The following is a 20,832-nucleotide window of genomic DNA, read 5'->3' on the forward strand; positions in this document are numbered from 1 at the left end:
ACTAGTTAAAGGTCGATGTTTTTTTAAAACTTCTTCTACACAGAGAAGCTTAAACTCATATGAATATTTGACTTTTCGTTCCATAAAAATGCCCCCAAATAGTGTCTAACTTTTTGGGGGCAGTTCATTGCGAGACGCTTTTAATTGTTTGCGAAAATTATAGCTTTATGCGTTTAAGGCTTCTACAGTAATTTGTTCGTCGTTTAGCATGCTTTTTAACATGTTTTCAATACCGCTTTTTAAAGTAAATGTTGATGAAGGACAACCGCTGCAGGCACCTTGCAAAATTACTTTGACTACTTTGTTCTCTTCATTAAAAGAGTCAAAAGCAATGTTTCCGCCGTCTGCAGCTACAGCTGGTTTAACATATTCTTCAAGAATATTAATGATTTGTTGTGATGTAACATCTAATTTATCAAAAGCTTCATCTTTAGTAATATCATTTTTAGCGGTAGTTTCAAGTAAACTTTCGTCTAAAACAGTTCCGCCATTTTCGATAAATTGTTTAATAAAAGTTCTTACTTCAAGTGTAATTTCCTGCCAGTCGTTAATATCGTATTTGGTAACAGAAATGTAGTTTTCATCAATAAAAACCTCTTTTACATAAGGGAATCTGAATAATTCTTTCGCTAACGGAGAAGAAGCAGTCTGGTCAATGTTTTTATATTCAACAGCATTTTTAGTAAGCATTCTGCTTACAACAAATTTTAAAGCAGCCGGATTTGGAGTTGTTTCTCCATAAACAGTAATGGGTTGTTTTTTAGGTTTGCTTTCGTCAATGTTTATGATTACGCCACCTTTGTTTACAAAAGCTTCAATTTGTTCGGCAACCGCTTCCTGTACATCTTCCCATTCTACGATGCTGAATCTTTCAACAGCGATAAAATTTCCTGAAATATAAACTGTTTTTACAAACGGAAGATAAAATAGCTGCTGGGCTAATGGAGACGATTTTGCCTCGTCGATGTTTTTGAATTCAAAGTTTTGATTCTGAGTAATGAAGTCTTCAAACTCAAATTTTATAATTGTAGGATTTTGAGTTTTTTTTATAATGATTTTTGCCATCTTTGTTTAATTTTTACAAATTTAATAAAGTTATTTACTAATTATCTATATTTGGCCTTTTAATAAAAGAATTAAGATTTCTTTTGTAATAAGTTCTTGTTAAATTTTCTTAAAGTTGTAAATAAACCCCCCAAATATTTATCTTCATGAAATTAAATTTCAAAATTTTATTCGTTACCATTATGGTTTCCTTTTATTCGTATTCGCAAGAAGGGATTCCGGTATATTCAGATTACTTGTCTGATAATTATTATTTGATTCATCCCTCTATGGCTGGTGCGGCTAATTGTGCAAAAATAAGGCTGACCGCAAGAAAACAATGGTTTGGCGAGGATGAAGCCCCATCTTTGCAAACCTTAAGTTTTAACGGTAGAATTGGCGAAAAATCCGGTGGCGGAATTATTGTTTTTAATGATAAGAACGGTTATCATTCTCAAAAAGGAGTAAAACTTACTTATGCACATCATATTATGTTTTCAAGAAGTGAACTGGATTTAAATCAGCTTTCTTTTGGTATCAGTGGAGGCTTAATTCAGAGTCAACTTGATGAAACGTCGTTTGGAGGAACTTTTGATCCAATCATTTTTGGAACCATTCAAAACGATTCTTATTTTAATGTTGATGTAGGAGCCTCTTATAACTATTTAAATTTTTATGCTCACGCAACTGTTCAGGGACTTATAGAAACCAGAAGAAAATTATATACTGATTATGAAATAGATAATTTGAGAAAATTTTTATTGAGTACTGGTTATGTTTTTGGAAAAAAAGAAAGTATTACCTGGGAGCCTTCGATTTTGTTTCAATTGTTTGATCAAACTAAAGAAAAATCAATTGACCTGAATTTAAAAGCTTATAAAAATATGGACTTTGGAAGTGTATGGGCAGCATTGTCTTACAGAAGAAGTTTTGATGTAACACGGTATAACGCAGGTAGCGAAACTCAGGATCAAAAGCTACAATATATTACTCCGATTGTTGGGGTAAATTATAAAAAATTCATGTTTGCCTATACCTATTCAAAAGTAACCGGTGATGTAAAATTTGATACAGGCGGTTATCATCAGATCACTCTTGGGATTAATTTGTTTTGTACAAAAGAACGTTACGATTGCGAGTGCCCTGCAATTAATTAAATTTAGATTTTCATGTTAATAAAAGCTGTAAATGGTAAATCTCCTTCAATTCCTGATGATTGTTACGTTGCTGAAAATGCAACTATTGTTGGCGATGTAACTTTCGGTGACTTATGCAGTGTTTGGTTTAATGCTGTAATTAGAGGCGATGTCAATTTTATTAAAATTGGTAATAAAGTCAATATTCAGGACGGTGCGATCATTCATTGCACTTATCAAAAACATCCAACCATTATTGGTAATAATGTTTCAATAGGGCACAACGCGATAGTTCACGGATGTACAATTCATGACAATGTTTTGATTGGAATGGGTGCTATCGTAATGGATAATTGTGTTGTTGAAAGTAATTCGATTATTGCTGCCGGAGCCGTTTTAACACAAAACACAATAGTAACTTCAGGTAGTATTTACGCCGGTGTCCCTGCTAAAAAAGTAAAAGATATCGATCAGTCAGATTTTGCGGGAGAAATTGAGCGTATTTCTAATAATTATGTAATGTACTCAGGCTGGTTTAAAACTGAAGAATAACAGTAAAAACCGAAAATCACAAAAAATATAAAATCCAAATTCCAATGAAGTTCAAACTATATTGGAATTTGGATTTTTTTTTTGAAATTTTAAAAAATCATAAATTGATTCTTTCGAAAAAAGCATTTTTATAGCTTTCACTAATCGGAATTCGTTTGTCGCTAATCAAAACCTTATTTTTTTGTATGGATTTTACATGTTTGATGTTGATGATGTAGGATCTGTGAATTCTCGAAAAACCTTTATTGAAAAGTAAATTTTCTAATTTTATCAAGCTAATCAAAGTAAGGGTGAATTTGTTATCTGTAGTGTAAATTTTCACATAATCTTTTAAACCTTCGATAAATAAAATATCCGAAAAATTCATTTTTACATTTTCATATTCTGCTCTTACAAACATAAAATCCTGTTCTAACTCAGGTACTGTTGTATTTTCTGAAATAGCCTGAACCGTTGGAGGAATTAAAATTTGCTGTGCTCTGACTACAGATTTTAAAAATCGGTGAAACGGAATTGGTTTTACTAAATAATCTACTGCACCAAGGTTAAAACCTTCAACTGCATAATCCGAATAAGCAGTTGTAAAAATAATCAAAGGCTTTTTTTCGATAGTATTTAAAAATTCAATCCCGGAAAAATGAGGCATCTGAATGTCCAGAAAAATTAAATCTACATTGTTTTGATTGATAAAAGATACCGCATCAATTGCATTATTGAAAGTGCTGATTAATTCTAATGAATCTACTTTGCCAACAAAATCTTTTAGCAAATCTACTGCTAAAGGTTCATCATCTATAATTACACATTTCATCTGTTTAGATTTAAAATTTAATAAATTGGTCAGGTCAAAAGTAGTTTTAAACGAAAGACTTGCATTTTAAAATTTAGTTAAAATATTAAATAAGTCAATTTTGTTTAAAGCTGATTTTTATTGCATGTCAGTTTGAATTTTGTCTAATTTTAAATTTAAATGTACACGGTAATATTGGCTATCTTGTTTTATAGTCAATTCATGTGCGTTTGGGTAAAGTAAATCCAGCCTGTTTTGAATGTTTGCTAATCCGATGCCTGAATTTTCAGGATCTTTCACGTAGTTTTCGATTGTGTTTTCTATCCAAAAATCGAGGTCATTTTCAAAGATAATAATCTTAATTTTTACATGGGTAGCTCCTTTATAATCAGTTCCGTATTTAAAAGCATTTTCAATAAATGAAATTAATAATAAAGGTTCGATGAATTTATTTTTTGTATCTCCGTGAACGTTTATAACAATGTCTTCAATGTTATTAAGCCTCAATTTTTGTAATTCGATATAGTTCTGAATGTAATTGATTTCTTTTTCTAAAGCCACCGTTTTATTGTCTGTTTCATACAGCATATACCGCATTAATTCAGATAATGTCACGATGGCATCAGGGACCAAATCAGATTTTTTGTGAGCCAAAGAATAGATACTGTTCAGAGAATTAAAAAGAAAATGCGGATTGGTCTGTTTTCTCAAATAATTTAATTCAGTATTTGTTCTATGTGTTTCGGCTATTAATTTGTTTTGTTGATTTTGATAAAATTCTGTCAGGGTTCTAATAATAGCACTAATGGCTGTAATTAAAAGATAAAAAAATGATGGGCCTATTTTAAAAAAAAGAGGCTGCTTATGTGAAGGAATTCTTGTGTCTCGAATAAACATTTCGGTCTCCTTGGGCATCATTTTGGGAGGCATCATACTTTGAGGTCTCAAATGATTAAATTCCGGAAAAAAATAATTGATTCGGATTATCATGAAGAATAGAATCAGTGCCAGTATAAAGACAAAATAAAGCCAGTATTTTTTTTCCAAAAGTAAAATTGGTACCAGATAAAAATAATTCAGATAAAATAAAATAATCCCTGTTGTCCATTGTACATAGAAATCACTATTGATTCTAAAAGGGCTTTCGTAAAATTGAATTAATGAGGTCAATATAAAGAAAGTCCATATAGTAACATGGAATAAGATTTTATTTGAATTTGTATTTTTAAGGGTACCGATATTCATTTACATTTTTATTTTTAATAAAATTAAATCATTTTTGGTTACCGATGGAGAGGTGTTTTGATTGAGTTTTTTTACGACTAAAGCAGCTACTTTTAATGCATCATCTTCTGATTTAAAACTTTTAGTGTTGCTAATAACCGGAATAATACTCTGCCTGATTAGAATTTTGTCTTTGTATGAAATCGTATATCCCCATCCGGATGCTGTTTTTATAGATTTAGTTTGAAGTGATTCTTTCTTTTTACAAGTGGTTAACAGCAGAAAAAATACAATAATGGGCAAATTCTTCCGGAATAATCTCCGGAAGAATTTTAGATTTTGGGCATTAATTATCATCATCGTTTTGTGCTTCAAGCGGTTTAAACTCCCAGGCATCATCAAAATAAGTTGAGCCAATTCGTCCTAACATTAAAAACCCTCTGTTATTAATGGCAAAACCTACGGCATCAGTTCTCGTAGCACCTTCAAGTGGAGTTCTTTCGACCCAGATATCGGTAGAAGGATTATATTCCCATACTGTTCTGATTCCTTCACCACCTACAACATAGCCTAATCCGTTCAGACTGAAGCTTGAAGCGTTTGTACGGATTATCGCATAGTCGTTATTCCAGCTGTAATCATCGTCATCATCCTGATCAATGTCACGTTTTCTGGTCCAGGCATCAGTTGAGGGATCAAATTCCCAAAAATCTTCCTGATTGATTCCGTTATTGGCACCAGTACCTAAATAGGCTTTGTCGTTTATTATAAAAACAGTAGCATTACGTCTTTTGTTTCCGCTAAAACCGCTAACTAATGTCCAGGTATTGGCAGTGTCATTGTATTGATAAAAATCTTTTAAATAATTTCCATCATACCCTGTTCCAAAATAAGCTTTTCCACCCACCTGAAAACCAACTGCTCCATAACGTCCAGATCCGGAAAAATCAGTTTTTTGTGTCCATGAATTACTGCCTGGGTCGTATTGATAAAAATCTTTCAGTTTATTGGTTCCGTCGTATCCAAGGCCTATGTATCCTTTTTCGTTTAATGCAAAACTAGAGGCAGAGCTTCTTCCTATTCCGATAAAATCAGCTTTTTGTTCCCAATAATCACCGTTTGAGTTATAAGCCCATAAGTCTTTTAAATATTCGTCCCCCGTATAACCGGTAGTAATGTAAGCATAATCTCCAATAACAAAACTGGTTGCACTAGATCTGGCCGGTCCGTCAAATGATGATTTTTTAATCCAGTTTCCTACTAATTCATCTTCCTCGTCATCGTTACTGCAGCCTGTAAAAAACAGACTTGAAAATAGTGCCGCGAATAATATTCCTTTTTTTAAATTATTCATAGTGTATTAAATTTATTTATTGTTTGTATTTGATCCCAATGCTTAAAATGTATCCGTCTCCGGTATTAAAATCATATAGTTTATGATTGTTTTCGTCCAAAAGATTATATTTTTTGTCAAAATCATAACCGGCTTTGAAATTTATAAACCAGTTTTTATCCATATTTCTTTCATATTCAAGAGCAGTTGTCATTTGAGATGTGCTGATTTTTGCTGCTGTATTGTACAAAGCAAGAGATTTATCCAAATTGTAAAAACTGCCATTGAAGCTGTTGCTTAAACTAAATGTGTTTCGTTCATTGTTAGAATATGATATTTTAGAATTCGGAAAACCTATTAATAAACTGCTTTGATTGTTTATTTTACCCGAAAATGATAACGAAGGCATGAATTTTGGCAAACCGAAAATTGTTGATCTTTCGAAACCAATATGTAAAGCTATTTTTGAATTTAACTGCTGATTCAATTGAAAACTCCCTAATACATTCAAATCTGAAATGCCTAAATTTTGCTGAAAATTAAGGGTTGGTGTAAGGGCTAAATTCAATTTGGTCGCATCAGAAATTTTATGCGAAATCTCAAATTTGTTTTCAATCCGATTAAACTGATTCAGATTTTCAAAATAATCATAAGTTCCAGCTTCGTATTTTACTTTAAGATTTGTGTATGATGTTGTATTTGTAATTTCATTTTTATCGTCTATTTTTTTAGAAATAAATAGGCGGGCATTAGCTTGATTGAAATTAATTTTCTCTGTTGATTCAGTCTTTAAATTAAAATCCACAGAAAGCTTTTCCTGAGCTTTCATGCTAAAAGTGCAAACTAAAAATGCCAACCAAACTAAAACCTTTATTTTCATTACTTTTTTAATTGGCTCAAAAGTAGTGGGCAACCTGTTTTAAAAAAAAGAAGATATATGTATGGGGGTTTTTGATAGACTAAATGGCAATTTAGCGGGCTTAATGAATTATTTGCCTGTCAAAGCATGTTGTAGATAACTTTATGCTTTCTATAGGCTAAAAACACTGGGTTGTATATGTTATAGTGTTGTCCAGAATTGTGCCTTTTATATTTGTCCAAAAAATTGGATTATGTATAAGTATATATTGATGTTGTTTTTTGCCTTTGCAATAGTTTCGTGCGGTACAGACACAGATGCAGGAGAGTTTGTTGTTGGATCTGATTATTTGGCAGTAAATAACAAAGTGATTTTAATTGACACGGTTACGGTCGAAATGGCTACAATAAATTTCGATTCTCTTATCACGTCTAATCAAAGCAGAATTTTGGTTGGGAACTATGATGATCCTCTTTTCGGAAAAGTAAAATCAAACAGTTATTTTCAATTGGCATCAGATTCTTACAGTTTGGTTAGCGGGGCATCAGATACTGAGGCTACAAATTATGTTTTTGATTCTATTTCCATGATTTTAAAATATGATAATTATTATTACGGTGATACGACAAAAGTACAAACGTTTAATATTCATCGATTAATTCAAAAAGTCAAACCAAACACAGATGATGATTCTTTTTATAATAATTCGGCGCTGAATTATAGTCCCGAAAGTTTAGGGACTATTTCATATAAACCCAGACCAACAGAAAAAGATTCTATCAATATTAAAATGGATGCTGCTTTTGGACAAGCACTTTTTCAAAGATTTAAGCAAAGGGATATTACAGATTTTGATAGTTTTTCTGAGTATTTAAAAGGACTTGTACTTGTTCCTTCAACAGAAAATTCGTCAAGTGTTATTGGGTTTGCTTTAACCAGCAAAGTGAGGCTTTATTATTCAAAATATTTAAGTGGTACCGATACTGAAACTTCCTATGTAAAAGATTTTACTTTTTTGGATGCCACGAAACAATTCAATGCTATTTCACTTGATAAAACGGGTACGCTGATTCAAAATTTACCAGCTTCAAGCAGCAAATTATCAAGTTTGTTAACCAATAATCAGGGATATATACAATCAGGAACGGGGGTAGCGTGCAGAATTGATTTTCCGAACATAAAACAACTGCGATATATTTCAGATAAAGGTGCGATCGTTGATGCCGAATTGATTTTAAAACCTGTTAATAATACGTATTCCGAAAAATTTCCCTTGTCAGATTCATTACGCGTATTTGTTGCAGATAAATTAAACAGGATTAGTGGTACTTTAAATAGTTCATCAGGGACTGCACTATATGCTAACCTTAATAAGCAAAGTGATGAATTTAATGAAAATGTTCAGTACTCATTATCCGTTGGGAATTTTTTACAAAAAGAAATGCTCAGACAATCAGATTCTAGATCTTCTCTGGTTTTAGTTTTGCCTAATATTGCCAAGGCAGTTAACAGACTTGTTTTGGGTGATCAAAAACATTTAAACAATAAAATCCAATTGAAAATTTACTACATCTCTTATTAAATGAAAAATAAAATCACCTTTATAAGTTGCTTCATTTTAATGTATGTAACCTCTTTTTCTCAAAGTATTTCGAGTTCTCCTTATTCATTGTACGGTTTAGGAAGCTTGTATGACGCTGATTATGGTTCAATTCCGTCAATTGGCTCTTCCGGGATTGCACTTCCATCAGATACTTTTATCAATAATCTCAATCCTGCGTCATTAGGATATTTGCCAATGAATCATTTTATGTTTGAAATTGGAGGAAAGGCAATTGGAACAACTTTTCAGAGTAGTGTTAAAACTGAAAAACGCAATAATTTCCAGTTTTCACACATTGCTTTTGCATTTCCGGTTACAAGAAAATCTGCTTTTAGTATTGCTTTGCGGCCTTATTCAAGTGCTTCGTTTAAAATTTCAGAATTTAAATTGCCAATTTCAAATAGTTCAGAATATTATACCTTAAATGCTGAAGGATCCGGCGGATTGAATAATTTTGATTTTTCATACGGGTATCGTGTAAGTAAAAAAATATCAATGGGATTTACCGGAACTGTACTTTTTGGAAACACTACTGATGAAAGAAGTTATACCATTTCAAATTCAATAACAGCTATTAATAAAAAAACAGATTATAGCGGTTTACGTGCAACTCTGGGGACTCAGTATAAAATTGATTCGACTTTTACCATCGCTTCAACTTTTAAATTGCCTGCTCAAATTAAGGCTTCTAAAGTGCAGTCTGTAGAAAATATTAGCAATACAAATGAAAGTGTTATAGAGTCTAATGTAGCTTCTGATACAGATGATTATTATATGCCTTTAGAAATAGGTTTTGGTATTAGTAAACGTTTCAAAAACAATATTAACGTGACCTTCGATTACGAAAAAAGTTTATGGAATGATACAAATCAGTCCCAATTATATGGTGATTTTGTAAACCAGGATCGTTTTGCTTTAGGATTTAGTTTCAGAAAAAATAAAAACATTAGAAGTTATTGGGATAGTGTTCGGTACGGAGCAGGATTAAATTTTGATACAGGCTATCTGGAAGTTGACGGAAAAAGAGTCAATAATACAGCAATATCTTTTGGGGTTTCTTTACCGGTTGATAATACTTTTTCGGTTCTCAATATTTCGTATTCTTACGGACAAAAAGGAAAAATCGGAGAAGGTTTGATAAAAGAAAATTATCATAAATTATCGCTCAATTTATCCTTGGACGGAATCTGGTTCGTCAAGAGAAAAATAGATTAAAAATCTTTTTGTATAACCTCGTATTTATTATTTAAAATTGATTTTAAGACAGCTGGGTTTGAGTTGATATAAAACACAGGTTCGCTTTTTGCAGCATCTGAAAAACCTACTTTTTCTCGTAAAATATTTTTGGTTTGCCTGGCTACAGCTTCTCCGGAATCAATGATTTGAATATGTTCAGGCAGAATTTTTTTAATTTGTGGGATTAAGTACGGATAATGACTGCAGCCCAGAACCAGATAATCAATATTGGCTTCAATCATAGGCTGTAAATACGATTCTAATAATTGGGTCATTTCCGGAGAATTTAAATTACCATCTTCAATAAGCTGAACCAATCCGTAACCTACTTGTTCTACGATTTTTGTGTCATGAAACATTTCGGCAGTCTTGTTGAATAACTCACTGTTAAGAGTTCCTTTTGTGGCTAAAATGCCTATAACCTGCGTTTTAGAGTTGTGGGCGGCCGGTTTTATGGCCGGTTCAATTCCTATAAACGGAATATCATAATTTGAACGAAGTTCCAGAATGGCATTTGTAGTGGCAGTATTACAGGCAACAACGATTAATTTACAGTTGTTTTCAATTAAAAAATCAACATTTTTTTTACTCAACGCAACAATTTCTTCTTTTGTTTTTTGACCATAAGGAGCATTTTTACTGTCTGCTAAATAAATGGTTTTTTCGTTCGGAAGCAGTTCGTGAATGGCGCTCCAGATGGAGGTTCCTCCAATTCCGGAATCAAAAACGCCTATAGGATTGTTGTTTGTCATGAAACAAAGTTATATTTTTTTTGAGAATCTAAATTCGTATTTTTTATTGAATTTTAAGTTAAATAAATTAGAAATTTATTTGAAGGGTAGCCTCTTTTTTAAAACCTGTCCTGAAAAATTTCTTATATTTACAGCATGAAATTTATTTGGTTTTTGTTTGCAGTTTATCTTGTTTCATTATCATTGCTGCCTTGCAATGATGTAGACGATTGTACAGATTTTGCAAAAACAGAACTTCATAAGAATCATTCTCAGAATAAAAAATCAGATACTCAAAATGATCAGTGCGCTCCTTTTTGTTCTTGTGCCTGTTGTGGAATTCATGGTTTTCAATTTCAAAACCACATTTTTAAGGAAGAAAAAAACACCGGTTTTGCTGATACTAAAAAGCAAACGGTTTTGTATGTTTTTAATAATTACAAAACAATTTATCTGGGAATCTGGCAGCCGCCAAAATTAAGTTAAATCAGTATTGCCTTTTTACCCATAGTTATTGCTTTGGGTACTATTTAATATTTATTTAATTTAAAATATCAAATGACAAGATATATATTTATTTTGGCTATGCTCATGTGTACGTTTACCTATAGCCAAAACACTTTAAAAGTTATCGTAAAGGATAGCAAAACTCAGGAAAATTTAATAGGTGTTTCGGCTCGTATTCATAATAGTACTATTTCAGGAATAACTGATAACAGTGGTTTTTTAGAATTTAATTCCATAAATAATGGAGAGCAAAAAATTAGTTTTAGTTTTTTAGGTTATGAAGAACTTGTTTTAAATGTAATTTTTCCAAGAAAGAATGATGAGACCATAAATGTTCAATTGATCGCGAGTGAAGAAGAAGAATTGGATGAGGTTATCGTTCAGTCTACCCGCACAAGCAGAACAATCAGAAATACACCCACACGAATCGAATCTATCGATGCCGAAGAACTCGACGAAAAAGCAAATATGAAACCTGCCAACGTAAGTATGGTGCTGCACGAAAGTACCGGTTTACAGGTGCAGCAAACATCTGCTACAAGCGGTAATGCAAGTATCAGAGTTCAGGGACTTGACGGCCGTTATACACAGTTATTAAAAGATGGTTATGCAAATTTTGGAAATTTTGCAAGCGGCTTGAGTATTCTCGAAATTCCGCCTTTAGATTTACAACAGGTTGAGGTTATTAAAGGACCGTCTTCAACATTATACGGGGGAGGAGCTATAGCCGGAGTTATTAATTTTATTTCGAAAACACCTAAAGAAAAAGGAGAATACAATTTTATTCTGAATCAATCGAATATCAATCAGACTAATATTGGAGCGTATGCATCACAAAGAAAGGGGAAGTTTGGATATTCAATATTAGGGTTGGTTAATTTTCAAAAAGCTTTTGATGTAGATAACGACGATTTTTCTGAAACTCCAAAATCTCATAATTTCAGCATAAACCCACGTTTGTTTTATTATCCTTCTGAAAGTTTGAGCTTTATGCTTGGTAATAGTTTTACTAAATCAGATATGGAAGGAGGGGATATGCAGGTTATTGATGGCAAAGCGGATGCGTATCATGCTTATTTTGAAAAAAATAAAACCATTCGAAATACAACTACTTTTGAATTGGATAAGAAATTTGAAAACCTGAACGGTTTTAAATTAAAGCAAAGCCTTAGCTTTTTTGACAGAAAAATAAATATTCCTGATTATGAATTTTCAGGCTTAAATGTGAATGCTTTTACTGATGCTTCTTATGTCATAAACAAAGAAAAATATACTTTAATAAGTGGTGCTAACTTGGTTTATGATAATTTTGAACAAAGAAATTCGGGTGTTTTAAATGCCAAATCTTTTACTACAGGTATATATGTTCAGCACACATGGGACGTTTCTGAAAATGTAAAACTTGAAAATGGTTTGCGATTGGATAATGTATCGTATTCTAATAGTATCTTTTCTAAAAACCAGACTTTCTTTTTGCCGAAAGTTTCCGCATTGTTCAAAATAAATTCTCAATGGAGTAGTAGAGTTGGTGCCGGACTTGGCTATAAAATACCAACTGTTTTTACAGAACAGACAGAATCTATTCAATATCAGAATGTGCGTGCTCTGCAAAATGTTACTGCCGAAAAAAGCATTGGAGGAACAGCTGATATAAATTATAAAGCAAATATTTTTTCTGATTTGAAATTTTCTGCCAACCAGATGTTTTTTATAACAAAAATTAGTAAACCGTTGGTTTTGGAAAATGATACAGATGATTTATTCTTTGTAAATGCATCAGATCCCGTTTTAAGCAGGGGTTTTGAAACTAATCTTAAGTTTATTTACAAGGAAGATTTTAAACTTTTTGCAGGATATACTTTTACAGATGCTCAGGCCAAATATTTAAATGGAAATCAATTTTTGGCTTTACTGCCAAAAAACAAAGTAAATCTGGCCTTGATTTATGAAAAAGAAAACAATTTTAAAATGGGTTTAGAAGGCTATTTTACCGATGAACAATTTTTATATGATGCTAGCAAAACGCCTGCCTATTGGGAATTTGGCTTCATGATCGAAAAAACGTTATGGAATAATTTTGCTTTTTTTATCAATTTTGAAAATTTTACAGATACACGACAAAGTAATTATAAAAGGGTGGTCAATGACCCTCATAATAAACCAACTTTTGATGATATCTGGACACATACAGAAGGATTTACGATTAATGGAGGTGTGAAAATAAAACTATAAAAACAAAAATGGCTCAACTAAGTTGAGCCATTTTTTGTAATAAGAAATCGGTTTCTTAGAATCCTAAATCTTTTTTAACATCAGCAGTAAGGTTTGGACCGTCAGCTAATAAAAGAGTTGAATTTGAACCATCTAATACATATTGGAAACCTTTTGCTTTTCCTACTTTTTGAATAGAAGCTTTCACTTTGTCAATTAAAGGTTTTACTAAATCAGTTTCTTTTTGTTGTAGTTCTTTTTGAGCATTGTCTCTGTAATCACCAATTCTCTTTTGCATGTCCTGAACTTCTTTTGCACGATCAGTATTTACTGCTTCAGTTGCTGTTGCAGCTTCAGCATCATACTTTTTGATTTTTGTTTGATATTCCTCAATCATTTTTTTGTATTCTGCATCGTATGTACCACTTAATTTTTGTAATTGAGTTTGAGCATCAAGCATAGCCGGCATTTTCGACATAATCTCGGTAACATCAACATGAGCTGTTTTGGCCTGCGCATTCATTGTATTATTTGCAGTTAAAATAAGCACTGCAGCAATTACTAAAGTTTTGATTTGTTTCATCATTTTAAAAATATTAATTAATTATTGGTCGTATTTGATTTTTGTGTTTCGGCTTCTTTTGCTTTTTTAGCCGCTTCTCTTTCTTCTAAAATTTTTTTCCTTTTTTCTTCTAATTCTTTTTTACGCTGTTCATAAAGTTTCTGTCTTTCTTCAGCTTTATTAACTGTAGGTTCAGCTTTTGTCGTAGTTTCTGTTGTTGTAGGAACTGCTGCAGGAGTAGCTGTTGTTTCAGTCTTTGTAGCTTCTGTTGTTTTTGCAGTTTCAGAAACCGTGCCATTTTTTTTGGCTGCTTTTTCAGCTGCTATTGCGTTTCTTTTATCTTCGTATTCTTTCCTTTTGGCTTCTTGTTCTAATTTCCTGTCTGCAACTAATTTTTCTCTTGCTGCTTTTCTGGCATCCAATGCTTTTTGTCTTTCGGCCATTGCCGGATTTTCGTCAATCTCATTTTCAAGATTTTCTTTGACTTCCTGTTCTTTTAATTGCTTTTTGGTGAGTTGTTCTCTTTTTTCTGTTCTGTTTAGAATGCGAATAACCTGATCACTTATATCAAATCTCTTAGCTGAAAATAGCATGGTCAAATCAGATGATTTATCAAATATAAAATCATAGTTTTTGGCTTCTGCGATATCTTGAACAGCAGTAAAAACCTGATCTTGTATTGGTTTTGCCAACGCTGCTTTTTGATGCATCAGGTTTCCGTCAACTCCAAATTGTTTTTGCTGGTACTCCAGCATCTCATTTTCCAGAAATTTAATTTCGGTTTCTCTTTCTTCTATTAGCTCTTTGGTAAGCAGAGCCTTTTCAGTTTTAAGATTTTCCTTTAATTTATTTATTTCTAATTTTTTGGCTTCAATTTCCTGCTTCCACTTAGTAGCTTTTAAGTCTAATTGAGATTTAGCTTCTTTGTAATCAGAAACATTTTCTAAAATATATTCCATGTCGATGTAGCCAATTCTAGTGGATCTTGTTTGTGCCTCACTTGTATTTACTACAATCAGGGCTAAAAATATAAATAAAAATTGTTTTCTCATAACACCGCTTTATTTCTAAATTTTAACCAAATATCATGTTTTTAAAATTGCTGTCCAATAATAAAATGAATTTCCTGACCATGTGCTTTTGTTTCATTTGGTTGTGCATCAAAACCGTAACCAAAATCAATACCCAATAATCCAAATGCAGGCATGAATACACGTAAACCAAAACCGGCAGAACGATATAAATCAAACGGGTTATAGTTTTGGAACCCATTGTAAGATGAACCTGCTTCTAAAAACGTTAATGCATAAATAGAGGCTGATGGTTTAAGTGTAATTGGGTAACGTAATTCCATTGAGAATTTGTTGTAAATAGTTGCTCCAACTTGTTGGCTATTTTGAATTGGAGTCAGGGAGTTGTTTTCATATCCTCTTAATCCAACATTTTCTCTGCCATCCATTGAGTAATTTGCCATACCGTCTCCACCTAAATAGAAACGTTCAAAAGGTACAATACCTCTATCAGCATTATAAGCCCCCATGAAACCAAATTCAGTTAATGTTCTTAAAACTAATTTACCATATACTTTATTATACCAGTCTGCTTTAAATTTAATTTTATAATATTCAAGCCAGTTGTATTTTTGCTGATCTACTTTTGCCTGGTTTGTATCGGCACTTGCAAAATCAGATCCTACACTTTTATAAACTGGGTTTCCAGATGCGTCTGTACCTATTACATTTACATAATCACCATTGTTTAATGGTTGGTTGTCACCTCCTGTTTTATTGTCTCCAGTATATCTTATTTTGTATTCTTTTTGATTTTCTAAATCAGCGTAATTAATACCATTAAATAATGAATAAGGTGGTGTTACTTTTGCAGAAACACTAAACTCTGAACCGTAAGTAGGGAATATAGGGTTTACTCCTTTGTTATTTCTCGTCAGTCCGATAGTATAGGCTAAGTTTCTGGATGAACCGTTACCAAAAGTAAATAATCCTGTGAAGTAATTATTTAAATCATAATGCTGGTAACTTACCGATTGCGATAATACAAAATAGTCATCAGGAACAGATAATCTTTTTGCAAGTCCAACTTGTAAGGTTAGAATGTTAAAACTTTGGTCTTTATTTACATTTCGTCCGTAGCTATAATTAAATTGTTTACTGTAAGAGATAGAAGAACTAAATTGTACTGGTTTTTTTCCTCCAAACCAAGGTTCTGAGAACGATACACTATAGGTTTGGAAAAACGTACTTCCTTGTAAACGAAGGGATACTTTTTGACCATCTCCCATAGGTAATGGTTTGTAGGCATCCTTTTTAAACATGTTTCTTGCCGAAAAGTTATTGAAAGATAATCCCAGGGTTCCTATGAAACCGCCACCGCCGTATCCTCCTTGTAATTCTACCTGGCTGGATCCTTTTTCAACTAAATTGTATTCGATATCTACGGTTCCGGCTGCGGCATCTACGTTTTTAAATTTAGGATCAATTGCCTCCGGATCGAAAAATCCTAACTGACCAATTTCACGAATGGTTCTTACCAGTAATTCTTTGCTGTATTTTTCACCAGGTTTTGTTCTTAGTTCACGGTAGATAACGTGGTCATTAGTTTTATCATTTCCTACTACTGATATTTTGTTGAAATAAGCAATAGGACCTTCAGTGATTCTAATTTCAAAATCAATTGTGTCATTTGCAGTTCTTGTTTCTACGGCATTGATGTTAGAAAATAAGTAACCATTATTTTGGTAAAGGTTGGTGATATCTTCACCATCAGGTTTAGTTTTGTCTGCAATACGTTTTTCCAGTAAAACACCATTGTAGGTTTCTCCTTTTTTAATGCCTAAATAACGATTTAGTTGTTGGTCAGAGTACACAGTATTTCCTAAAAATTTAATATTTCCGAAGTAATACTTGTTTCCCTCTTCCAGATTAATTTTAATGGCAAGCATGTTTTTTTCTTTATTATAAGTGACAGAGTCATATATAATACGAGCATCGCGATATCCTTTTTCTTTATAAGATGCAATAACTTTTTCTAAGTCAGTTTTGTATTTTTCGGGAATAAATTTAGAGGCTTTTAGAACACGTAATACGTTTTTTTGTTTGGTATCTTTCATAGCACTTCTCAATTTGCTGTCAGTAAACTGTTTGTTGCCGATGAAGTCAATACTGCTAATTTTTACTTTGTCACCTTTGTCTACACGCACAAGCATGTTTACATTGTTTCCTGCAATAGTATCAGGAGTAGTTGTGATGGTGACTTTTGTGTTATAAAAACCTTCTTTTTTGTATTTGTTTTCGATGTAATTTTTTGTTGTAGTAATTAAGTTTTCGTTTACAATCTTGCTCTTTGTCAGGTTGTTGTCTTTTATTAATCCTTCAACTTTACTCTTTTTAATACCAACAAATTTTACTTCGTTCAGCTTAGGAAGTTCAATTATGTTTAAGTCTAAATAGATACTGTCATTCTCTACTTTATTTACATAAAAAGCGATTTCATCAAAAAGACCAAGCTTTCCTAATTTTTTGATTGCACCACTAATTTCTTCTCCCGGAACGGTAATTTCCTGTCCTTTTTGCAGTCCGGAAAAGGTTACAACGGTTTGTTCATTGAAGCTTATTTTACCAACAACAGAAACTTTTGCAAGAATGTATTTTTTTCCCTGATCAAAAGGAATTCTTTCTTGAGCTTTTATTTGAGAAAAACTACCCAGGATAAACAGGGTAAGTATTATTTGTAATTTTTTTTGCAACACTAAAGTATTATTTAATTTGTTCACTGGTTTTTCCAAATCTACGTTCTCTTTTTTGATAACTAATGATAGCCTCATATAAATGTTGTGCTTTAAAGTCCGGCCAGAGTACATCAGTAAAATATAATTCTGAATAGGCTATTTGCCATAGCAGGAAATTACTTATTCTGTGTTCTCCACTTGTTCGTATTAATAAATCTACGTCAGGTAAATTTTGCGTGTAAAGATGCTCATTTATAATTGAATCGTCAATAGTGTCTATTGAAATTATATTATTTTTAACTTTATCGCTAATGACCTTTACGGCGTTTATCAATTCTTCTCTGGATCCGTAACTTAAGGCCAAAGTTAGTGTTAAACCTGTATTGTTTTTTGTTTGTTCGATTGACTCTTTCAGCTGTTTTTGAGCTGACTCCGGCAACTTGTCAATATTACCTATAGCAGCAAGTTTAATGTTGTTTTCCTGCATGGTAGTTAGTTCTTTTTTCAAAGAGCTAATTAATATTTTCATCAATGCCTTTACTTCTAGTTTTGGACGATTCCAGTTTTCTGAAGAAAAAGTATAGAGTGTAAGAAATTCAATGTCAAGTTTAGTGCAAGTTTTGATTATCTCTCTTACTGAATTAGTGCCATTTTCATGCCCAAATACACGAAGAAAGCCTTGTTGTTTTGCCCAACGGCCATTACCATCCATAATAATGGCGATATGGCGGGGTAAGTTTGTCTTATCTATAGATTCTAGTAAATTCATTTTATTCTGCGCAATAGCAAGGTTTTTGTCCAAAGGTATATGTTAAGGTTACTCCAGTAAAAACATACCAATCATTATTATTTAAATTACCAAAACGATTATTGGCAAAAGAGTCGTTTTTAGGATGGCTTCCGTCTATATTGTCTGTAAAAGTATATCGGGCTCCAACTTCAGCTGCTAAAACAAAATTTCGACTAATGTTTGACTTTAATCCTAATGTAATAGGTATAGCCAGAGAACTTGATTTTTTATCTTTTTCTGTTACTCCGTTCTCTACATGTAATTCATCATATCTAAAATAACTTAAGCCTGAAAATACATAAGGTGTGATTTTAAGATCTTCTTCATGCAAATTAAAATCGAAAAAATTAAATTCTAAACCTGCAGAAAGTTCTTTTACACTGTTTTTAAAACTCAAACCTCTTTTGTTTCGTGATGATTCTTCAGATTCTGAGTCATTTCCTGCAATTGTGGATTGTGTGTATGAAAAGCGATACGAATGGCGTGGACTTTTGTTCCATTTATACAATATACCAAAAGCTGGTTTTTCAGGAGCTATATAAGTGGTGCTCCCAACATCCCCGACAAAGTTACTTCCGCCAAGAAAAACACCAATCTCATTTATCTGAGCATTAAGTGTAATAAAGGGGAAAAAACATAACAATAAATTAAAAATTTTCTTCATTTAATTCAAAATTGCGTGCAAATATAATAATTATCAATACGAATCAACGTTTCTTTAGTTAAATGTGTCTTTTTTTAGATTTACAGTATGATTTTGAGACATTTAATGAGGATTCGGTATATGCAAAACGGAAAAAAGTACTAATATCGTATAGTTGAAATCTCTAAAAGAGCTTAATTCCTTTTGTCCTCTCCCCAGAGCAATTTTTTTCTAAGTGTTTTTAAGAAAGTTTCGCCTGGAATTTCTACCATTTTGATTTTAAAATTGGTTTTTTTAATGGTTAAAATCGATTCGTTTTTAATAGAAGCAATTCTCGAATCGAGCGATACTAAATATTGATCCTCTCTTCCGGAAACACGAAGTTTTATTTCGGTGTCATCAGGTATAACCAATGGTCTTGCGTTTAAATTATGGGGAGCAATAGGGGTAATTACTAAACTTTTTACATCAGGTGTTAATATTGGCCCGCCACAACTTAATGAATATCCTGTGGAGCCAGTTGGGGTTGACAGAATAAGCCCATCTGCCCAATATGAGTTTAAATACTCATTATTTAAATAGGTTTCAACGGTAATCATCGAAGTGGTGTCTTTTCTGCTAACCGTAACTTCATTCATCGCAAAATTTAAATCATCTTCTATGGCATCATTTTTTGGGTCGCAGGTCAGACTTAATAATGTTCTTTCAGAGATGGTATAGTTTTTATCAATTACAAATTGTAAAAAGTCATCAATACTGTCTTTTGAAACTGTTGCCAGAAAACCTAATCTTCCGGCATTGATTCCTAAAATGGGTACTCCTGAATTACGGACCAGACTGGCTGCTCTTAAAATAGTTCCGTCACCACCAATACTAATCAGCATTTCAAAACTATCATCAAGCTTTGTTTTTGCTGAGAAAGTTTTATATTCTTTTTTGATTAACTGTTTTTCGTAAAGCATTTTCAGGAAGTTTTCTTCAATGACCATTTCGACATTATTGGTGTTAAAAAACACAAAAATATCTTTGATAATGGGTTCGGTACTGTTTTGATAATACTGTCCGTAAATTGCTACTTTCATTTTTTTAAATTAGATAATGGGAAAATTAGATAATGTGCCAATCGAAATTATATAATTGACTCATTTTCTAATTGCCACATTATAATTATATATTAAGGTATTTGTCTAAATAGTCAGAACGTTCTTTTAAGCTGTTTATATAGGTGTCTTCCTGATGTTCTGAGATGATTTCGTAATTGTATCTTCTGAAAGTCTGAATGATTTCATTCATTGGTCCAACACCAATTTTTACTGTAATGTGAACATTCTCTAAGTCGGCTTCAGATATAAAACAGCCCAAAATTTTACCATTGTTACTTTCTACGATTTGCGCCACCTGTGCCATAGAATAATCTAAAAGCCCTTTTTGTACAATAATGATTCCGCCCTGTTCTTTTAAAAATGGAGTTTCCTGAAAAAATTTCATGATATCTTCCATTTCATAATATCCAATGTAAGCGTTGTTTTCGTCGAGTACCGGAACTGCATTGGTGTGATTTTTGGCAAAAACTTCCAGTACATCCAGCCAAATCATAGATTTTCTGGCAAAAAAGCGTTCTAAAGTATATTTGTAGTCAATGATTTTTTTATCAATATCAAAAGTTTCAATATCATCAGCGGCAATGCTTCCTATAAAAATACCATCTTCCAAAACAGGAAAGTGAGAAAAGTTCAAATCGGCAAAAAAGTCCTGAGCTGCCCCTATCGTTTCCTGACTGTCGATTGCTCTAAAATCGTTGGTGATATAGTTGGTAATTTCTGTCATAAGTAGTTTGAAGATATTTGATGCAAAATAATCAAAAAA

Annotated in this window: 20 protein-coding genes; 6 read left to right on the forward strand and 14 right to left on the reverse strand. The window is 32.4% G+C overall.

Going from position 1 to position 20,832, the window contains the following annotated elements:
• Window positions 1-165: 165 nt before the first annotated feature.
• Window positions 166-1,065, reverse strand: a complete 900-nt coding sequence (locus FLV_RS00005; protein ID WP_243229875.1) for a NifU family protein — start codon at window positions 1,063-1,065, stop codon at window positions 166-168.
• A gap of 146 nt (window positions 1,066-1,211) precedes the next feature.
• Between FLV_RS00005 and FLV_RS00010 the strand changes: the two genes are divergently transcribed.
• Window positions 1,212-2,201, forward strand: a complete 990-nt coding sequence (locus FLV_RS00010) for a type IX secretion system membrane protein PorP/SprF (RefSeq protein WP_243229876.1) — start codon at window positions 1,212-1,214, stop codon at window positions 2,199-2,201.
• A 12-nt stretch (window positions 2,202-2,213) separates the two neighbouring features.
• Window positions 2,214-2,732, forward strand: coding sequence for a gamma carbonic anhydrase family protein (locus FLV_RS00015; RefSeq protein ID WP_243229878.1), 519 nt, complete (start codon window positions 2,214-2,216; stop codon window positions 2,730-2,732).
• Between the two features lie 97 nt (window positions 2,733-2,829).
• Here the strand turns inward: FLV_RS00015 and FLV_RS00020 are convergent, their stop codons facing one another.
• The 5 genes from FLV_RS00020 to FLV_RS00040 all read right to left on the reverse strand — a co-directional run bounded on the left by FLV_RS00020 (window position 2,830) and on the right by FLV_RS00040 (window position 6,959).
• Window positions 2,830-3,543 carry a LytR/AlgR family response regulator transcription factor gene (locus FLV_RS00020; RefSeq protein WP_243229880.1) on the reverse strand — a complete coding sequence of 238 codons (714 nt, stop codon included), beginning with the start codon at window positions 3,541-3,543 and terminating at the stop codon, window positions 2,830-2,832.
• Window positions 3,544-3,660: 117 nt separating this feature from the next.
• Window positions 3,661-4,767: a sensor histidine kinase gene (locus FLV_RS00025; RefSeq protein ID WP_243229882.1), complete on the reverse strand. Its 1,107-nt coding sequence runs from the start codon at window positions 4,765-4,767 to the stop codon at window positions 3,661-3,663.
• Window positions 4,768-5,106 (reverse strand): DUF4907 domain-containing protein, encoded by a 339-nt coding sequence (locus FLV_RS00030; protein ID WP_243229884.1) that lies wholly within the window; start codon window positions 5,104-5,106, stop codon window positions 4,768-4,770. It abuts the gene before it with no gap.
• A complete protein-coding gene (locus tag FLV_RS00035; RefSeq protein ID WP_243229886.1) occupies window positions 5,093-6,100 on the reverse strand; it encodes a Kelch repeat-containing protein in 1,008 nt (335 codons plus the stop codon). Before FLV_RS00035 ends, FLV_RS00030 begins: the two co-directional genes overlap by 14 nt.
• A 16-nt stretch (window positions 6,101-6,116) precedes the next feature.
• Window positions 6,117-6,959, reverse strand: coding sequence for a DUF6268 family outer membrane beta-barrel protein (locus FLV_RS00040; RefSeq protein WP_243229888.1), 843 nt, complete (start codon window positions 6,957-6,959; stop codon window positions 6,117-6,119).
• A gap of 232 nt (window positions 6,960-7,191) precedes the next feature.
• On the opposite strand from FLV_RS00040, the gene FLV_RS00045 reads away from it, so the two are divergent.
• Both FLV_RS00045 and FLV_RS00050 read left to right on the forward strand, forming a co-directional pair.
• Entirely contained in the window at window positions 7,192-8,520 is a 1,329-nt protein-coding gene (locus FLV_RS00045) for a DUF4270 family protein (RefSeq protein WP_243229891.1), read from the forward strand.
• Complete coding sequence (locus FLV_RS00050; protein WP_243229892.1) at window positions 8,521-9,756, forward strand: aromatic hydrocarbon degradation protein; 1,236 nt, start codon at window positions 8,521-8,523, stop codon at window positions 9,754-9,756. It abuts the gene before it with no gap.
• On the opposite strand, the gene murI is transcribed toward FLV_RS00050, so the two are convergent.
• Entirely contained in the window at window positions 9,753-10,529 is a 777-nt protein-coding gene (murI, locus tag FLV_RS00055) for a glutamate racemase (protein WP_243229894.1), read from the reverse strand. The two genes, FLV_RS00050 and murI, sit on opposite strands and share 4 nt — an antisense overlap.
• 135 nt (window positions 10,530-10,664) lie before the next feature.
• Between murI and FLV_RS00060 the strand changes: the two genes are divergently transcribed.
• A complete protein-coding gene (locus FLV_RS00060; protein WP_243229895.1) occupies window positions 10,665-10,994 on the forward strand; it encodes a DUF6660 family protein in 330 nt (109 codons plus the stop codon).
• 72 nt (window positions 10,995-11,066) lie between these two features.
• Window positions 11,067-13,247: a TonB-dependent receptor domain-containing protein gene (locus FLV_RS00065; protein ID WP_243229896.1), complete on the forward strand. Its 2,181-nt coding sequence runs from the start codon at window positions 11,067-11,069 to the stop codon at window positions 13,245-13,247.
• Window positions 13,248-13,302: 55 nt separating this feature from the next.
• On the opposite strand, the gene FLV_RS00070 is transcribed toward FLV_RS00065, so the two are convergent.
• The 7 genes from FLV_RS00070 to FLV_RS00100 all read right to left on the reverse strand — a co-directional run bounded on the left by FLV_RS00070 (window position 13,303) and on the right by FLV_RS00100 (window position 20,793).
• On the reverse strand, window positions 13,303-13,812 hold the full coding sequence (locus FLV_RS00070) for an OmpH family outer membrane protein (protein WP_243229897.1): 510 nt from the start codon (window positions 13,810-13,812) through the stop codon (window positions 13,303-13,305).
• Between the two features lie 14 nt (window positions 13,813-13,826).
• Window positions 13,827-14,840 carry an OmpH family outer membrane protein gene (locus FLV_RS00075; RefSeq protein ID WP_243229898.1) on the reverse strand — a complete coding sequence of 338 codons (1,014 nt, stop codon included), beginning with the start codon at window positions 14,838-14,840 and terminating at the stop codon, window positions 13,827-13,829.
• A 41-nt stretch (window positions 14,841-14,881) separates the two neighbouring features.
• Entirely contained in the window at window positions 14,882-17,629 is a 2,748-nt protein-coding gene (locus tag FLV_RS00080) for an outer membrane protein assembly factor (RefSeq protein ID WP_243229900.1), read from the reverse strand.
• Window positions 17,562-18,302: an isoprenyl transferase gene (locus tag FLV_RS00085; protein ID WP_243229901.1), complete on the reverse strand. Its 741-nt coding sequence runs from the start codon at window positions 18,300-18,302 to the stop codon at window positions 17,562-17,564. The genes FLV_RS00080 and FLV_RS00085 overlap by 68 nt, the downstream gene beginning before the upstream one ends.
• A gap of 1 nt (window position 18,303) precedes the next feature.
• A complete protein-coding gene (locus FLV_RS00090; protein WP_243229902.1) occupies window positions 18,304-18,987 on the reverse strand; it encodes a DUF6089 family protein in 684 nt (227 codons plus the stop codon).
• Window positions 18,988-19,160: 173 nt separating this feature from the next.
• A complete protein-coding gene (locus FLV_RS00095) occupies window positions 19,161-20,048 on the reverse strand; it encodes an NAD kinase (RefSeq protein WP_243229904.1) in 888 nt (295 codons plus the stop codon).
• 85 nt (window positions 20,049-20,133) lie between these two features.
• Window positions 20,134-20,793, reverse strand: coding sequence for a CBS domain-containing protein (locus tag FLV_RS00100; RefSeq protein WP_243229906.1), 660 nt, complete (start codon window positions 20,791-20,793; stop codon window positions 20,134-20,136).
• Between the last annotated feature and the right edge of the window lie 39 nt (window positions 20,794-20,832).

Source organism: Flavobacterium pectinovorum, from assembly GCF_022802975.1.
In the GTDB taxonomy this organism is placed as follows: Bacteria; Bacteroidota; Bacteroidia; order Flavobacteriales; family Flavobacteriaceae; genus Flavobacterium; species Flavobacterium pectinovorum_B.

What these genes read in the sequence shown, in the direction of transcription:
- FLV_RS00005 (WP_243229875.1), bottom strand. Translation starts at nt 1,065, where the DNA reads ATGGCAAAAATCATTATAAAAAAAACTCAAAATCCTACAATTATAAAA.
- FLV_RS00010 (WP_243229876.1), top strand. Translation starts at nt 1,212, where the DNA reads ATGAAATTAAATTTCAAAATTTTATTCGTTACCATTATGGTTTCCTTT.
- FLV_RS00015 (WP_243229878.1), top strand. Translation starts at nt 2,214, where the DNA reads ATGTTAATAAAAGCTGTAAATGGTAAATCTCCTTCAATTCCTGATGAT.
- FLV_RS00020 (WP_243229880.1), bottom strand. Translation starts at nt 3,543, where the DNA reads ATGAAATGTGTAATTATAGATGATGAACCTTTAGCAGTAGATTTGCTA.
- FLV_RS00025 (WP_243229882.1), bottom strand. Translation starts at nt 4,767, where the DNA reads ATGAATATCGGTACCCTTAAAAATACAAATTCAAATAAAATCTTATTC.
- FLV_RS00030 (WP_243229884.1), bottom strand. Translation starts at nt 5,106, where the DNA reads ATGATGATAATTAATGCCCAAAATCTAAAATTCTTCCGGAGATTATTC.
- FLV_RS00035 (WP_243229886.1), bottom strand. Translation starts at nt 6,100, where the DNA reads ATGAATAATTTAAAAAAAGGAATATTATTCGCGGCACTATTTTCAAGT.
- FLV_RS00040 (WP_243229888.1), bottom strand. Translation starts at nt 6,959, where the DNA reads ATGAAAATAAAGGTTTTAGTTTGGTTGGCATTTTTAGTTTGCACTTTT.
- FLV_RS00045 (WP_243229891.1), top strand. Translation starts at nt 7,192, where the DNA reads ATGTATAAGTATATATTGATGTTGTTTTTTGCCTTTGCAATAGTTTCG.
- FLV_RS00050 (WP_243229892.1), top strand. Translation starts at nt 8,521, where the DNA reads ATGAAAAATAAAATCACCTTTATAAGTTGCTTCATTTTAATGTATGTA.
- murI (WP_243229894.1), bottom strand. Translation starts at nt 10,529, where the DNA reads ATGACAAACAACAATCCTATAGGCGTTTTTGATTCCGGAATTGGAGGA.
- FLV_RS00060 (WP_243229895.1), top strand. Translation starts at nt 10,665, where the DNA reads ATGAAATTTATTTGGTTTTTGTTTGCAGTTTATCTTGTTTCATTATCA.
- FLV_RS00065 (WP_243229896.1), top strand. Translation starts at nt 11,067, where the DNA reads ATGACAAGATATATATTTATTTTGGCTATGCTCATGTGTACGTTTACC.
- FLV_RS00070 (WP_243229897.1), bottom strand. Translation starts at nt 13,812, where the DNA reads ATGATGAAACAAATCAAAACTTTAGTAATTGCTGCAGTGCTTATTTTA.
- FLV_RS00075 (WP_243229898.1), bottom strand. Translation starts at nt 14,840, where the DNA reads ATGAGAAAACAATTTTTATTTATATTTTTAGCCCTGATTGTAGTAAAT.
- FLV_RS00080 (WP_243229900.1), bottom strand. Translation starts at nt 17,629, where the DNA reads ATGAGGCTATCATTAGTTATCAAAAAAGAGAACGTAGATTTGGAAAAA.
- FLV_RS00085 (WP_243229901.1), bottom strand. Translation starts at nt 18,302, where the DNA reads ATGAATTTACTAGAATCTATAGATAAGACAAACTTACCCCGCCATATC.
- FLV_RS00090 (WP_243229902.1), bottom strand. Translation starts at nt 18,987, where the DNA reads ATGAAGAAAATTTTTAATTTATTGTTATGTTTTTTCCCCTTTATTACA.
- FLV_RS00095 (WP_243229904.1), bottom strand. Translation starts at nt 20,048, where the DNA reads ATGAAAGTAGCAATTTACGGACAGTATTATCAAAACAGTACCGAACCC.
- FLV_RS00100 (WP_243229906.1), bottom strand. Translation starts at nt 20,793, where the DNA reads ATGACAGAAATTACCAACTATATCACCAACGATTTTAGAGCAATCGAC.